The sequence below is a fragment of the Paenibacillus sp. JCM 18996 genome (assembly GCF_055392555.1).
Genome location: NZ_AP043884.1, coordinates 2,702,703 through 2,718,197 on the forward strand (window position 1 = coordinate 2,702,703; position 15,495 = coordinate 2,718,197).

Annotated in this window: 13 protein-coding genes, 1 other RNA gene and 1 pseudogene; 2 read left to right on the forward strand and 13 right to left on the reverse strand. The window is 44.9% G+C overall.

The window, feature by feature from the left end; translation table 11 throughout:
- Positions 1-34: 34 nt before the first annotated feature.
- From ACZ5N7_RS13250 to ACZ5N7_RS13260, 3 genes and pseudogenes are all read right to left on the reverse strand, one after another.
- Positions 35-775: a Rad52/Rad22 family DNA repair protein gene (locus ACZ5N7_RS13250; RefSeq protein WP_464654785.1), complete on the reverse strand. Its 741-nt coding sequence runs from the start codon at positions 773-775 to the stop codon at positions 35-37.
- Positions 768-1,736, reverse strand: coding sequence for a YqaJ viral recombinase family nuclease (locus ACZ5N7_RS13255; RefSeq protein ID WP_464654787.1), 969 nt, complete (start codon positions 1,734-1,736; stop codon positions 768-770). Before ACZ5N7_RS13255 ends, ACZ5N7_RS13250 begins: the two co-directional genes overlap by 8 nt.
- Before the next feature lie 18 nt (positions 1,737-1,754).
- Positions 1,755-1,925, reverse strand: a pseudogene (locus ACZ5N7_RS13260) (JAB domain-containing protein); the annotation flags it as partial.
- Positions 1,926-2,134: 209 nt separating this feature from the next.
- On the opposite strand from ACZ5N7_RS13260, the gene istA reads away from it, so the two are divergent.
- Both istA and istB read left to right on the forward strand, forming a co-directional pair.
- Positions 2,135-3,373, forward strand: a complete 1,239-nt coding sequence (istA, locus tag ACZ5N7_RS13265) for an IS21 family transposase (protein WP_464654789.1) — start codon at positions 2,135-2,137, stop codon at positions 3,371-3,373.
- The gene (gene istB, locus ACZ5N7_RS13270; protein ID WP_464659088.1) at positions 3,373-4,152 is read left to right on the forward strand and encodes an IS21-like element helper ATPase IstB; all 780 of its coding nucleotides are present in this window, start codon (positions 3,373-3,375) and stop codon (positions 4,150-4,152) included. Before istA ends, istB begins: the two co-directional genes overlap by 1 nt.
- Positions 4,153-4,288: 136 nt before the next feature.
- Here istB and ACZ5N7_RS13275 read toward each other — a convergent pair whose 3' ends face one another.
- The 10 genes from ACZ5N7_RS13275 to secG all read right to left on the reverse strand — a co-directional run bounded on the left by ACZ5N7_RS13275 (position 4,289) and on the right by secG (position 15,436).
- On the reverse strand, positions 4,289-5,224 hold the full coding sequence (locus tag ACZ5N7_RS13275; protein ID WP_464654791.1) for a DUF932 domain-containing protein: 936 nt from the start codon (positions 5,222-5,224) through the stop codon (positions 4,289-4,291).
- Between the two features lie 207 nt (positions 5,225-5,431).
- Positions 5,432-6,313 carry a protein NO VEIN domain-containing protein gene (locus tag ACZ5N7_RS13280; RefSeq protein WP_464654792.1) on the reverse strand — a complete coding sequence of 294 codons (882 nt, stop codon included), beginning with the start codon at positions 6,311-6,313 and terminating at the stop codon, positions 5,432-5,434.
- Complete coding sequence (locus ACZ5N7_RS13285; protein WP_464654794.1) at positions 6,310-8,088, reverse strand: DEAD/DEAH box helicase; 1,779 nt, start codon at positions 8,086-8,088, stop codon at positions 6,310-6,312. Before ACZ5N7_RS13285 ends, ACZ5N7_RS13280 begins: the two co-directional genes overlap by 4 nt.
- Positions 8,075-9,349, reverse strand: coding sequence for a hypothetical protein (locus ACZ5N7_RS13290; protein ID WP_464654795.1), 1,275 nt, complete (start codon positions 9,347-9,349; stop codon positions 8,075-8,077). Before ACZ5N7_RS13290 ends, ACZ5N7_RS13285 begins: the two co-directional genes overlap by 14 nt.
- A gap of 5 nt (positions 9,350-9,354) precedes the next feature.
- The gene (locus tag ACZ5N7_RS13295; RefSeq protein WP_464654796.1) at positions 9,355-9,828 is read right to left on the reverse strand and encodes a BglII/BstYI family type II restriction endonuclease; all 474 of its coding nucleotides are present in this window, start codon (positions 9,826-9,828) and stop codon (positions 9,355-9,357) included.
- Between the two features lie 132 nt (positions 9,829-9,960).
- Positions 9,961-10,926, reverse strand: coding sequence for a DNA-methyltransferase (locus ACZ5N7_RS13300; protein WP_464654798.1), 966 nt, complete (start codon positions 10,924-10,926; stop codon positions 9,961-9,963).
- Between the two features lie 270 nt (positions 10,927-11,196).
- Positions 11,197-11,560, reverse strand: a transfer-messenger RNA (tmRNA) gene (gene ssrA / locus ACZ5N7_RS13305).
- Positions 11,561-11,715: 155 nt separating this feature from the next.
- Positions 11,716-12,198, reverse strand: coding sequence for an SsrA-binding protein SmpB (smpB, locus tag ACZ5N7_RS13310; protein WP_464654799.1), 483 nt, complete (start codon positions 12,196-12,198; stop codon positions 11,716-11,718).
- 113 nt (positions 12,199-12,311) lie between these two features.
- Positions 12,312-14,846 carry a ribonuclease R gene (gene rnr / locus ACZ5N7_RS13315; protein ID WP_464654800.1) on the reverse strand — a complete coding sequence of 845 codons (2,535 nt, stop codon included), beginning with the start codon at positions 14,844-14,846 and terminating at the stop codon, positions 12,312-12,314.
- A gap of 350 nt (positions 14,847-15,196) precedes the next feature.
- The gene (gene secG / locus ACZ5N7_RS13320) at positions 15,197-15,436 is read right to left on the reverse strand and encodes a preprotein translocase subunit SecG (protein ID WP_464654802.1); all 240 of its coding nucleotides are present in this window, start codon (positions 15,434-15,436) and stop codon (positions 15,197-15,199) included.
- Between the last annotated feature and the right edge of the window lie 59 nt (positions 15,437-15,495).

Genomic DNA, 15,495 nt, shown 5'->3' on the forward strand with positions numbered 1-15,495 from the left:
ATCCCATTAGGAGGCCGTTTTCATTTTAGTGAATCTATGCAATTGCCGCACCTTTCTTTTCAGCAAGCTTCTTTTTCAACAAACTTAGGATTTGCTGATCCGTAGCCTTCTCCTCTTGTTTCTTTTTATACCATTCATCGAAGCCTTCCAGATTACCGGCTAAATCCTGCCATAATGATTTGATCTGCGTCTGGATTGGAGTGCTTTTGCCTTTCAATTTTTGTGCTAGATCGTTTTTCCTACTACTGTTCGTTTGTTTTTCAAATTGTTGTTGTGCATCAGCTTCTTTATCTTTTTCCCATCCCATTTTCTCATAATAAGCTTTATAAACATCCGGAACGATTACCTGTTGCTTCTGCTTGTCCCATGTGATCAATCCCTTGTACAGATCGCTCGCAACACCTATTCGGCTGGAACACTTTTTCATCCCATCGGTTATGGCCGATTTTGTTGCGTCACCTTCATTCATGCCTGGCTTGATTTGCTCGCTTCCAACATCAGTGAAGTTGATCCATTCTCTTATCTCTTGATTATAGAAGCTGAATTCCACATAAATTTTAACTCGAGGGTTCTTCCCATTCGGATCATGGATGATTTTCTCCGTATCATGTAGTCCACGACACTTCCAAAAACCTACCCCGAGCACTTTGTTTATACGTTCCGTAACAGCTTGACCACTGATATAGCAGTGATCCCCAAAGCTGTCATAGCGATACTCCGAATATGGAAAAGGGGCATTAAGGCGTTCGAACAAGGATTGCTTTTGATCACTCATTTGAATTAACCTCCTTTTTAACGCTGAGCTGCCGAAACTTCGTAAGCTTAAGACATTCTTGGTAAACGTCCGGATATCGCTCTTTCAACAACCTGCTGTCCACTCCGGTTCTACTGCGATTATCCCACTTCACTCGGTAACTGCTACATAGACCAACTTCATGATTACCAAGCATCGCCTTGATTAGGTTCTCAACCTCAGAAAACTCTTCTTCTAAGTCCTTGATTCGTTGCTTTTTATCCAAATATCTTTCGATCAACTCGACATCCTCTAATTCGATACTCGATGCTACTGCATTGGGATATAAGCGATTCAATAAATTTGTAGAGGCATCTGAACCGTCAAATGGTGGTGATTCACGAGGTATGATATGGTTGTACCATAAGTCACTAGCTAATCGCTGAAGCTGTTCTATGAGTTCATCATCACGATATACTTCATATTCCCGATATTTATTCCCACCAATTAATGTTGCAAAATACCCCCACTCCAATCCTGTTACGAACATATACCATTGAAGTTGGACGAAATAATAATCTGGAATATTGCCATCATCCCATTCATGTTTTAAATACTCGCTAGCGGTTTTGATTTCTAAGATGCCGCGGCCGCGATCCGGACAAATAATCATACGATCCAAATTACCCAAAGCCCATTCATATTTAGGATGCGAATAGATAACCTTCTTCTCTGTAATAGCCCATTCCGTATGATTCCGTCCAAATTTATCAGCAATCAAAGGTTCAAGTAAATTACCCCATTCAGCAGCTTCACTTGGCGATTCTATTGGAGCTTGCCCTATTTTCTCTAAAAATACATGTATAGGCCTTTTCCATTTGGATAATCCACATATCCCTGCGATATCGGAACCACCAATCCCTTTGCGCCGGTATTTCAGCCATTGATCATGTGCAAGCCCTTCTGTTTCTACGAAAACATTTGCTTTAAGAGATGCTAACATGCTTTTACCCTCCCTTAATTACATTAATCCATTTTCCTTAAATGTATAGAAGCGGTGTCCACCAAGAATGACATGGTCCAATAGCTGGATTCCAACAATATTACCTGCTTCTACAAGACGATTTGTTATTTCAATGTCTTCATTTGAAGACGTTGTATCTCCACTCGGATGGGAATGTGCAGATATAATAGGCTAGGAGTGATTTGATTTGGGAAGGATGATATTCGTTCATAACTAATGTCCTCCAGATTGGTGAATTAGAAAAAGCCGAACACTAGATTAGTGTTCAGCTCTGCAGATTCCTTTTGTTATTGTGAACGGCAGTGCTAAAATCCCCAATAATGGCACTTGAAAATTCCCCATAATCGGCAGACACTCTTCCTTATGGGGGAGAGACAATGATCAGGAATGGGGAGTTTTACGTGATTCAGCACATGACACAAAAAGGAATGAGCAAGACGCAAATCGCCGAGGAACTCGGCCGTGACCGGAAGACCATCGGGAAGTGGCTCCGGGAAGACGGTCCGCAAGCTTACAAGCGGCAAACGCCGAAACCGAGCATCCTGGCGCCGTTCCAAGACTACATCCGTTCGCGAATGGAAGAAGGCTGCCTGAACGCAGCGGTACTGTTCGACGAAATCAAAGCCAAAGGCTACATGGGCCAGATCCGACTATTGCGTTCGTTCATGGAGCCACTGCGGCCAGCGGTGCTCGCCAAAGCGACCGAACGTTTTGAAACGCCGCCCGGCAAACAAGCGCAGGTGGACTGGGGACATTTCAAAGTCGAATGGAAGGGCGAGGCGAAACGGCTGTATGCCTTCGTCATGGTGCTTGGCTATTCCCGGATGATGTACCTCGAATTTACGGAAGACGAACGACTGGATACGCTGATGGGCTGCCATGTCCGGGCGATGCAGTATTTCGGCGGCAGGCCGGAAACCGTGCTCTACGATAATATGAAAACCGTTGTCACCGGTGTGGACGATCAGGGCCACCCGGTATGGAATGAGCGGTTCGCCCGTTTTGCCGCTCATCACGGGTTCCTGCTCCGGCGCTGTGCGCCGTATCGTCCACGCACCAAAGGGAAAGTGGAAAACGGTGTCGCGTATGTACGCAAAAACTTTTGGCCGCGCGTGCGCACCTTTACCGGTTTGACCGATCTGAACATCCAAGCCCGCTTGTGGCTCGATACGGTGGCCAATGTCCGTATCCACGGCACCACGCATGAAGTGCCGCTGCAGCGTTTACAGCAAGAAGTTCTGCAGAAGTTTAATGTGCGCCCCTTCGATGAAGCGGAGCGGCATGCCCGCAAAGTGTCCGCCGACTCCCTGATCTCCTATGCGGCGAATCGCTACTCGGTGCCCTGGCGGTATGTGGGGCAAACAGTGGAGGTGCAGGATGAGCGCAATGGCCGCCTCCGAATTTTTGCTGGGGACAAGCTCATCGCCGAACACGACAAAGCCACTGGGCACCATGAGGTGGTCTTCGACCGCAAGCATTCCGAAGGCATCCGCTCCGCAGTCGGGAAGCCCAAGCAGCTGCCCATGCCGCGCTTAGTCCAGCAAGCGTTGCCCGACGTGGTCGTGCGCGATCTGTCGGTCTACGAGGCGTTTCTGAATGAGGCGGTGATCCAATGATGGTGGTCACCGAACGGTTACAAGAGGCTTTCGAAGAACTCGGGTGGAGCCGGATTCCGGAGATTCTGCACCACCATGCCGAGGAAGCGGCGGCACAGAACCGGACATATCTGGAGTTTCTGGATGGGCTGCTGCAGGAGGAACTGTCCGCTAAGCATGACCGGTTCATCCGCATGAAAACCCGCATGGCACACTTACCGTACCACAAAACGCTCGATCAGTTCGACTTCGGCTTCCAGCCGTCGGTCGAAGAGCGGCGCATCCGGGACCTGGCGACACTGCGCTTTGTCGAGCACCAAGAGAATCTGGTCTTTTTGGGGCCGCCCGGTGTGGGTAAAACCCATTTGGCCGTAGCACTCGCGCTGGAGGCGATTAAACGGCGCTACACGGTGTATTTCACCACCGCACACGATTTGGTACAGACCTTGCAGCAAGCGCATCTCAATAACACGATTACGCAGAAAATGAGGGCGCTCACCAAACCGAATCTGCTGATCATCGACGAGATCGGCTACCGGAAGATGGATGAAACTGCCGCCCACTTCTTCTTCCAGATCATCGCGGAGCGCTACGAGTCTGGCTCGATCATTCTCACCTCTAACAAGTCTTACGGCGCCTGGGGAGAAATCTTTGGGGACTCGGTCCTCGCTACCGCCATCCTCGACCGCCTCCTCCATCACTCCAGCACGATTAACATCAAGGGGGAGAGCTACCGAATCAAAGAGAAGAAAAAAGCCGGATTTTTCCGACCCGATCCGGATGAGGAAAAAGAAAATTAAATAGATTTTCACCGGCCTCACGCGGGCCTTCTACTTGCACCTTTTGGGGAAAATTCAAGTGCCGGTTTTGGGTAATTTTCGTTTGCAGTTGACAGTTATGGCGACATAAAAATACCGCGGTAATCGGATTAGGAGATTATACCGCAGCAAGAGCAAGCTCATATGCTTTATCAATTAACGGGTTGCCTTCCATCGTTCTCATGAACTGGTTTTCCCTAAAAGTCGCTGTTTCTCTCAGTGGCTTTGAGTGTGTAGCAAAGTCCGATACAGCATTTACGAACCGGTACGCATTCTTCCCAACATGATCGAGGTCAGGAGCTTCGAAATACCTTAATTGCATACCATCTCGAAGCTGATGGACATTTTTCTCCTGAAGCTTGCTCGGATTATCGGGCATTGGGATGAGCATTTCGATGTATTCCATAATTTTATTATCAGTTAGTTTTATTTTATTTAATCGCTCAGCTTCTTCTCCTAGCCTGTCCATGTAAAATTCAGCAAGCAATAGTGTCTTTTTAGCTTCTTCCAACTTGGACTTCATATCCCCTTTATGTGTAGTTGACCAAATCCTCTGAGCATTGTTAAGCGCAAGGTTAAGCGTATTCTGACAAACTATCCGGATAGGTGTCATTGCAACTTTGATGCTTCCACTACCATCATGGCTGTTGGAGAATACCAAATAAGGTGAAACACTGTCCCCAGCGATTATGTAATTATTTGGTAGTTTTGCTAATAACCAAACTTTTTTTCCATTTTGCAAGCTCCCTGCAGTTTCATATTTCACTCCTTCCCCTAATAGTTCATCAGTGAAAGCAAAAGCCTCCTGATTTTGAACGATCTTGTAGCGATCCGTAACAACTCCTAAAACTCGTTGGTCCGATGCACGAATGTTTGCTTTATACCCTGTGATATCGACTTGATTATCTGTTCGAATAGGCCGCTGAATTACTTTCCAGTCCAATTCAGCTTCCACTAAAGCTTCTTCTGAACAAATTGCCTGCTCTACTCGTCGTCCAAGTCCGTGCCAAGGTGCTTCTCTTACATAGAACATGGTTTCAACATTTGCTGCCATTACGCAACACTCCCTTGATTAAGATTATAACCAGCCTCTTCAGTGTATTTTCTTGTGCTGACAAGTAGGACGAATAAAACAAAAGCCGAACACCATTACTCGTGTTCGGCTTTGTATTTTAGGACTATCTATCAGCATAGATATCAAATGTATAATATATAATTAATGGTTTGTATTTTGCGAACTATATCATTGCAAAATTTACAATTAGTTTGGTTGCATTTCAGCATCAACAATATAATCAGGTATTAAACACTTTCGGTCCAAATTTATTAATGTTGACTCCCATTCACCTGTTCCTCTATTCTGTGGTATGTGTTGACTTATCGAGTCTGCATCCAATAAATAAAGTTTATAAGGCATATTTGTTGCCACTTCCCAAACATGAAAAATATACCTTTGGCTTGATTGGGATGCAACCTCCCATTCATTTTTAGAGACGTGAATACTAATCTTCTCATTAAGCCCACTTGTTGCCTTTACTTCAATCATTAGTGGAGTGTTATCATCCTTGCCTTTTTGAGACAAAATATCGTAACCAGAAAAGTTAGATTCAAGTGACTGCCAGGTCGGCTGAACCCCTACTCTTTGTCCTTCATATTCCATTGATAATCGTTCTCCTTTTCTACCAAACAAAAGAAGAGTTTCGTTTCCATGAGCACGAGCATATGATCCTAGTTTATCCCACCATGATACAATATCCTCTGTCATACCCTTAAGTAACCCAGCTTCTTCAAAACATTGATACACATCCGGCTTAAAATACTTTACCGCTTCAGATCTACCATAGTGTATAACTGATGCCCAGGTTGGTTTTTCTATCATAATCAAATGTAAAATTTGAATTCTGAGCCGTTCATCATAATTCTTTGCTTGAAGTATCTCTTTCCCTTTAGATGTTAATAATAGCCTGTCATTCAAATCCAGTGTAACCCACTGAGTTTGAATGCTTGTCTGTAAGATAAGTTTTGAGGAGGCTACACCATATATGTTAAAAACCTTTGGAAATTCAGATGCTTTTAAAGGGGATACCGACAATAAATTAAGAAAGTCTTGAGTTGAATAGAGTAGACCTACCGAAAAGCTCACTGGTATGGCCCCCTCAAGTGATGAACGAAATCCAATAAATCATCATCATTGAAATCATCGCTCATCGTTTCCTCATCCCCATATTCAGGCTCAATTTGGAGAGATCTATCATTCAACACTTCCGCCATACGGTTAATTTTGAGCTGAAGCCTTCTTTCAACTGACTCATCCACGCTTTCAGGACAATAAACAATTTCCACATTCGTATCTATATTACGCGGTAAACCTAAACGATGTATTCGATCAACAGACTGAAGAAAATGTGCCGCGTTATAACTTCTATCGAGATAAATTGTGTCATGACAAACAGTATGCAAACTTATTCCTTCTGATGCGGCTGCAGGGTTAGCGATTAATACAAAGCATTTGTCATCGTCATGGAACCGCTTAATTTTTGCTTCCCTAGTGTCGAGATCATCTTCACTACCAGCGTCAACACCACCGTGAATATATTCAGCTCCAAGATCTCTTAGCCTTAACGCTAATAGTTCTACATTCTCCACGAACGTTGACCATACTAATGTTTTTTTGTTTTGAGATGCAAGTTGTCGTACTCTTTTACAAATATATTTTATTTTTTGACTATCTCCTTCAGCTAAAACATCCTTTAATACGTCAGAATGATTTAATTCTTCTCGGGCTAGAAGAGCAGGATTTGATGTAACTTGCAGCATCCTCATAATAGATCTACCCATTGCCCTTAGTCTAATCCTATCTATAGCGTGTAATTCAGTCAGTTGTCGAGCTTCTTCAAATCTTAAGAGATCATACAAACGTCTCTGTGCAACACTCATTTGAACAGGTGTTAGTATAAATCTAGGTTTTTTGAGTCCAAGTTCCTCTTTGGTTGTCCGAACATATACAGGTCTTATGTGATCAACAATATTTTCAGCATCTACCCTAATCTCTGGATATAAAAAGTTAAACTGTGACACTAAATCCAAGGATGAGTTTGGTAAAGGTGTACCTGACATAATTAGCTTATAGTCTGGAATGTGGGAAATAGACAGAATTGCTCTACCTATCACACCGTCATTTCCTCGTTTAATCCTATGGCTCTCGTCCAAGAACATGAAGGCTGGATATTTACTTATATAATTACCTATCATATGTATTACATTTGGAAGCTGTTGGTAAGTGATTAACATTACCTCAGGCTCTTGAGAAAGTAAGTGTTCTATCGCCCTTGTTCCTCCACGAAGGCGAACTATTTGGGGCCCTCTGGGATTACAAATGTTAATTTGTTCTTCCCAAGCAGCAAAAGCGTTTTTCGGCGCAACAATTAGTAATCTGGCATTCTCAATTCTTTTTAGAAAAAACAATGCCAAGGCTTCAGTGGTTTTTCCGGCACCAGGTACAGAAAAAGTCGCCCCAGCTGTCAGTGCTGCTAATCTTGAAACATTCCTTACTTGATGTTCAGTCAACGGTCTCTTGAAACCAACTTCGGATAGCTTATCTAAAAGTTCTTTATCTGATATAGGACTTGAGGCAATTGCTTCTCTGTATCCATTAGTTTTTCTGTTCGACTCTCTTAATAACCGCTCAACATTAGGATCAACTGAAAGTTTGATATTAAACTTCCGGAGAGTTAGTCTTAGCAAATCCTTACAGTTCAAAAAAGACCACCATGGTAATTGAAGACTGTTTGCTGAATTAACTGTTACATCCTTAGAGTTTTCTATAAATACACGTCTTATTTCACCCCAAGCCGTAAAGTCACCTTCTAAGCTTATCTTTGCTGAATAGGACTCAGGTATAAAGTTAATTACCAGCATGTGATTCATACATCTCCCGTAAGTTACGTACTGAACGCTCTATCGCATCTAATTGTTCTTTTAGTCCCTTTGTTGTAGAATTCTCATCAAAGCCCATTACCGCTTCGGTTAATAACGTATTTGCTTTCTGGACTCTGTTCATCACATAGTCCTGATTATTTTTTTCTTTTTCCCTCTCTTTTTCTTCTTGAATTACATCAATAACCACTTGATATACAGTATCTTGAACTTCCGGGTTGGCTATTTGAATGGCAAGGTTTTCAAGACGTGAGTCCTCTCTATATCCCCCTAACAAGTCAAGATCATCTTCGTTAAGGGTGTCTTCAATATGCAATTCTCTTTCTAATCTTTCAATAATTTGTGGAAGAAACTCATTCACTTCAGGTATCGTTTCATATCTACGACCAGCAGTAGCAGGAGTATCAATTATGCAGTATGCAACGTTCGTAAAAATCTCTTTCTGCATATGATCTTTAATTTTTGCTCTATTTTTTTTCAGTTGCTGGAACGCAAATTCCTTTTTCTCAACATCGTCATATTCCTTGGCTTTATTTCTGCTTCGAAGAAATGTATCAACATGTTCAAGAAGGTCAATTTTTTCCTCAACTTCTTTTTCTTTAAGATCGTACAGTGTTGCAATATCCTCATAACTATAACCATATTTTTCCTGCTTTTTACGTAACATACATGCTTCACTTACCCATGTATAGTTAGATTTGATATCTTTTTTTATTTGTAACTGTGCCTCTAGTTCGTCAATATCCTTCTCATCACAAGGTGGAAGTATTATTACATCAATGTATTGAAAACGATCATACAATTCACGGTTCGAATCTTTATGTTTTTCTCGCACTTCCCGCATAGCACATAACCGTCTATTGCCGTTTATCACGAATCCAAGATGAGATAGTATCAAAGGTTCTTCTTGAATGTTATCCACAAAGAATTCCCGAAGATCGGCATTCGGGTTTTTAAGCATTTGCTTAAGTAAATCGTGCTGGATTTCTAGAGCTTCTATTGATTCTAAATCCCTTTCAAAAAAATCTTGCGGTAATTCTTCATGTTTAGATAAGTATTCTTCTTGTGCAGCTTGAGTTCTTCCGTTAGCCAATCTATATTTAGGCATATCGATTGGAACACGATACATGCTAAATTGACGCATTTCCTTTAGGAACTTTTGTTGAACCTTCTTCTCCGTTGGAGTGGATAACAATTCTTGAATTAGTACTCTTCTCTTTGGTAATGGCCAGCCTAGTTCCATATGGATTAATCCTCCTTATTATCGCCTTCGAATCCAATTACGACTATTGGCATTGTAATAACTTTATTAAAACTTTCCAATTCTCGAGTCATACGTTCATACTGTGCAATGTTGTCTCCTATTACTCTTGCAGCTATCTTTGTCGGGACTATATAAATTGCCGACTTCGCTTTACCCTTTACGTATGTTGCTTGTAGCTTTAAAAGATCAGCATAAAATCTACTCATATTGCCGGTTTGTAAACAGAGGGCAACACCATTTTTGGTTGATGTGATTGTAATCCCCTTATCCTTATCTATTCTAACTGCACCGGACCAACCAAAACGTCGAAACTCTTCCAGGAATGCCTCTCGTAAATTACTTCCACAACCCTTCTTAATTTCATAAGAAGTGCCTTGTACAACTTCCAAAATTGGTTGGAGAACGTCGGGTTCTAATGCATGCTCTCCATAGTTATGCGAATACAATTTTATTTTCATGTTAAAATATCCTCTTTAAAGACGTTTATTTTTAATTATACAACACAAATACAAATACCCTAATATAGTTTCAAAAATATAGTCAAATTTTTATAAAAAAAACAGTAGGGAGCACTGTCCCTACTGAATAAATTAATGGCTTTGAGAACTCAATAAATCTTCCCACTCTTTTGGGAATTGCGCTACCTTCTCATTTCCTGTTGGTTTGTATACCTCTTTCCCTAAAGGTCGGATTTTTAGAGTTTCATTAAAGAACGCCTGAATTCGTTCTTTGCCAGTTTCAACATAGTTGATTTCTTTTTCTATTCCTATAGCTTTACGATTATGACGTAGAGTTGCAATTAATGTAGATGCTACACCAGCATAAGGGTCAAGTACCCAATCCTCCTCATTTGACAATGCCAAGACACATCGTTCTACCAATTCAATTGGGAATTGACATGGATGACTCGTTTTCTCAGGATGATTTGCCTTTACGTTTGGTATTTCCCAGAGTTCCTTATCCCACTCGTTTTCGAGAAATTCCCAAACATCGGCAGGATTTTTACCTAATGGATTTCCTGTAGGCTTCCCCTTTTTTTCACCCTTATATCCTCTTTTACCTGGATATTTAGCTGGAATACGAACAGAATCTAAATTAAAAGTGTAATCATTTGATTTTGTAAACCATAGTATGGTTTCATACCTTCCAGAGAATCTCTTCGAGGCATGAAGACCATGTCCAAAATGCCAAATAATGCGATTTCTTAGAGAGAGACCAAGCTCTTTGAATATATTGTAATAATATATATCAAGGGGGAATATCTCTCCGTTATTAACATAATTGCCAACTTGCCAGCAAATACTTCCGTTTGGACTTAGAATCTCAACAAGTTGTTTTATCACTTCTTTTTGTGTTTCTAAGTAATTTTCAATTGAAGTCTTTGTCTCGTATTCCTTACCAACGTTATATGGAGGGGACGTAATGATGAGTTTTACGGATTCTCTTGGAAAGTCACTAAGAAACTGCAACGTGTCTCCTTGGTGAAGAACTATATTGCTATCCTCTTGAAGAAAATTATCTATACGCACATCATTATTGGCATTAATCTGGTTCATTATTATATCACACCTTCTACTCGTCATCTTCAAGATAACTATATCATAATACTGCTTAAAGATCTACTTTTTGAGATTCAAATAATAAAAGAATATACCAAGAACGTCACATAGAAAAATTGAATTGTCCCACGCTCGTCAAGTTTCCTTATTGTAGACAACTTGTCTACAACATTTTTTGCTACCCGCCTCTTATAACACTCTCGTCTATTTTTTGTCTACAATTTAAGAAAAGGAAAGGCAAAAACCCGCTCACTGAGCGGGTTTTTAGTATGGAGACGAGGGGAGTCGAACCCCTGTCCGAAGATAACGCCACATAAGCTTCTACGGGTGTAGCCACGGTTTTGATGTCACCCGAGCAGCGCCCCGTAACCGGCTCTGCTTTGGGTCAGCCTGATTGTCTTCTTCCGTCCGACCCCAGGCGGAGACCGAGCGGCGTATCCCACTTAGAGTGAGCCCCTATCCTGGCACATGGGCGATGCGAGGTAGAAGCTTAGCGAGTCAGGTTATTAAGCTGCTGCTAAAGTTGTACGTTGGTTGCCATTTAATAGGCTTTAGCGTTGATGAAGCGGACGCGTCCCCACTACCCGCTACTCATGCTCGAACTACCCCCGTCGAATCCAATAACGCCCCCGTGTTAGAAAGCGCTCATGAATGACTTGGTCATTTGAGCAAGGTAGATGCATAGAGGCTGTGCCTCTGATGCGTACTCTTATTATATCATATTACGCGGCTTTCCGCTTGATGAAACAGATGGTGAAGCTGGAAATCATACCTGAGCGGGAGACTTTAGCGCGCAACCTTCTGTCTATCGCGCAGAGCGCGTTGAATATCTCTCTGAGCATCACGCTTAGCGGCGGTTTCCCGCTTGTCGTACTGCTTCTTCCCTTTACCTAAGCCCAGCAAAAGCTTGGCAAATCCATTACGGATATAAACCTTTAACGGCACTAAGGTGTAGCCTTCCTGCTTGGACGCGCCGAGCAGCTTGTTGATCTCTACCTTTTTCAGCAAAAGCTTGCGGGCCCGCGTTGGATCCGTCGGGTTGCTGCGATTGCCCTGCTCGAACGGGGAAATGTGCATATTGTGCACAAAGGCTTCGCCGTTGCGAATGGTCGCGAAGCTGTCGGAAAGATTGGCTTTTGCCTGGCGTACCGACTTGATTTCCGTGCCGGTGAGCACGATGCCGCACTCATACGTATCCTCTATAAAATAATCATGGGAAGCTTTCTTGTTCTGGGCCAGAACCTTGTTCCCATCACTCTTCTTCGCCATGAATATCACTCCTTCTACAGTGGCGGCGACAACTAGAGCTGCACAGCGAACTATACTGTGCAGCTAATTGTATCAACTGAAACGGCGGAAATCAAGGGATTGCGCCATTATAGCTATTTTTTCCGCTTCTTCCCGCCCCAGAAGCGGCTCTTGCCGGCGCCGCCGGCCCCACCGCCAACGACCGCCCCTCCGGGGCCGGTCCTAGGCTTGGCGCCGCCGCGCTTCCCGGAGCCTGCCTTGCCGGCTCCGGCCTTGCCGCTGCCGGCGCCGCTCACGCCATAGCCGCCTCCTGCAGCGCGGCCCTGCACGGCTTCGCTTCCACCGCCTCGCTTGCCGCCCGGGCCTCCACGGCGCTCGCTCAGACTCGCGCCCGCGTCGGCTGCGCCGCCCCGACCGCGGCCGCGCTTGCCGGCAGCGGCGCCCTTCCCCGCCGCTGCCCCGCGCTTCCCGCGCGCGCTCTCCACCGCGCCGCGCTTACCGCCGCGGCCTAAGCCGGCAAAGCCGCCGGCACGCGGCTTCATATCCACCATCTCAAAATCGATGGTATGCTCATCCATGTTCACGTTAGCCACGCGAACCTTGACTTCATCGCCCAAGCGGAACATTTTGGCCGTCCGTTCGCCGATCAGCGCATGCTGCGCTTCGTGATAGTTATAATAATCGTCCGTCAAATCGCTCAGACGAATTAAGCCCTCCACGGTATTGTCAAGCTCCACAAAGATCCCAAAGCCGGTGACGCTGGAGATGATACCTTCAAACTCTTCGCCGATCTTGTCAAGCATATATTCGGCCTTTTTAAGAGCTTCCGTCTCCCGCTCCGCGTCTACCGCAACCCGCTCCCTTTCCGAAGACTGCCGCGCGATATCTTCCATACGGCCCGCGAGCTCTTCCTGCCTTTTATCGCTGAGCTGCCCGCCGCTCTTGAGCACTTCCCTGATCACCCTATGGATGACCAAATCGGGATAGCGCCGGATCGGCGATGTAAAGTGGGAGTAGAACTCCGCAGCAAGGCCAAAATGCCCCTGGCTCTGCGCGTCATATTTTGCCTGCTTCATTGAGCGCAGCAGCACGGTAGAAATGACCGTCTCTTCCTTCGTGCCTTTGATATCCTCCAGAATCGTTTGCAGCGCCTTGGGATGAATTGCCCCCCGTCCCTTTAACGCGTAGCCGAAGGTCGTGATAAACTCACCGAAATTCATCAGCTTCTCTGCGTCCGGGTCTTCGTGGATGCGGTACAGGAAAGGCACCTTCAGGTGGTAAAAATGCTCCGCCACCGTCTCATTCGCCGCCAGCATGAATTCCTCAATGATCATTTCGGCGATGGAACGCTCCCGTTTGACGATAGCCGTAGGTTTGCCGTCCTCGTCGACCAGGATCTTCGATTCCTGGAAATCAAAATCGATCGCCCCGCGCTTGATCCGCTTGCTGCGCAGCTTCAGCGCCAGCTCCTTCATCAAGCGGAAATCGTCGATCAGCGCGGCGTACCGCTCCATCAGCTCCGGCTCTTCTTCGTTCAAGATTTTGCGGACATTGTTGTAAGTCATGCGTTCAGCCGTCTTGATCACGGAAGTAAAAATATCATGCCGCACCAATTTGGCGTTCTCGTCAAACTCCATCTCGCACGACATGGTCAAGCGGTTCACTTTTGGATTCAAAGAACAAATCCCGTTGGACAGCCTGTGCGGCAGCATCGGGATGACACGGTCCACAAGATAAACGGAACAGCCGCGGTTATACGCTTCCCGGTCCAATGCGGAGCCTTCCTTCACATAAAAGCTTACATCGGCTATATGTACCCCGAGACGGTAGTTGCCGTTTTCAAGCCTCTCCACATTGACAGCGTCGTCGAGGTCTTTTGCGTCTTCTCCGTCAATGGTAACGATCCGTTTGCCTCTCAAATCGCGGCGGCCGGAGGCTTTTATTTCTTCCTCGGTGATTTCATCCGGAACCTTTTCGGCCTCCTCCAGCACTTCCTCCGGGAACGATTCGGGCAGCTGATGCTTGCGGATAATGGACAGGATGTCGACTCCCGGATCATCCTTGTGCCCCAGAATCTCTACTACCTCGCCTTCTGCGGCCGCTTTGCCGTCAGGGTAGTGTACAATATTCACAACCACTTTCTGCCCGTCTACGGCGCCTCCGAACGAGTTTTTAGGGACAAACAAGTCCCTCCCGATCCGTTTGTCATCCGGAATAACGAAGCCATAGCTTTCGTTGTTTTGGAACGTTCCCACGATCCGGGTAATCGCACGTTTAATGACCCGAACGATTTCCCCCTCAACCCTGCCTCCAGCCGGGCTTCTGCTCGTGATGCGTACCAGCACCGTATCCCCGTTCATGGCGCTGCCCATGTCATTTGCGTTGATATACACGTCCGGATGCTCTTTATCGTCAGGCAGCAGGAAGCCGAAACCTTTGGAATGCGCCTGCAGCCTGCCGCGGAGCAAATTCATCCTTTCCGGCACACCGTAGCGTTCATTCCGGTTCCGTATGATTTGGCCGTCCTGCTCCAGCTCGTTTAAAAGCCGCAAAAACTGCTTAAACTCATCCGCGCCTTCGATCCCGAACTGCTTCTCCAGCTCCTGGTAAGTCATCGGCTTATAAGCGTCTTCCCGCATAAAATCTATAATTTCCTGCTCGGTCACCATCCAATCACCCCTCTTATGTCCTTTTCTCTAGATATTGCCTCTTACGCTATAAAGTATTCGCCTTCCGCGCTTTCGCCGGTGAAATGAACACAATCGATCCACTCCACTATATGTAAAAACCTTTCTCTCTCCCGTTCCCACGGCGCCCAGTGGCTGATTCGGTAAAGCGGTAACATTTTCGAATATCACATTTCTTACCCTTGCGGACAGCCAAATAAACCGCGATCTTAACGTAAGCTTTCTTGGCTAACAAACTTTCATTTTTTTAAATCCTTTAACCTGCTTAATTTTCCTTAACGTTAAATAAAAACAGCAGGAGTATTGTTCCCCCGCTGTTCATCGTTTATGTGTTAAGCTGATTTCACAAAATAAGCTACCAGAATAGCCACTATGAAAAACACAGCAGCCAACGCAATCGTCAAACGGCTCAAGAAAAGCTCGAAGCCTCTGGCCTGTTTCTTTCCGAACAGATGCTCAGCTCCTCCGGAAATGGCTCCTGTTAAACCCGCACTCTTCCCCGGCTGAAGAAGAACCGCCAGAATGAGTCCGATTGATGCGATGATCAGTACAATTTTTAGGGCAATTACCATTAGTTAACTTCCTCCTACACAACAAGCAGTATTCATATTGTACCACAGAGGAAGGATAA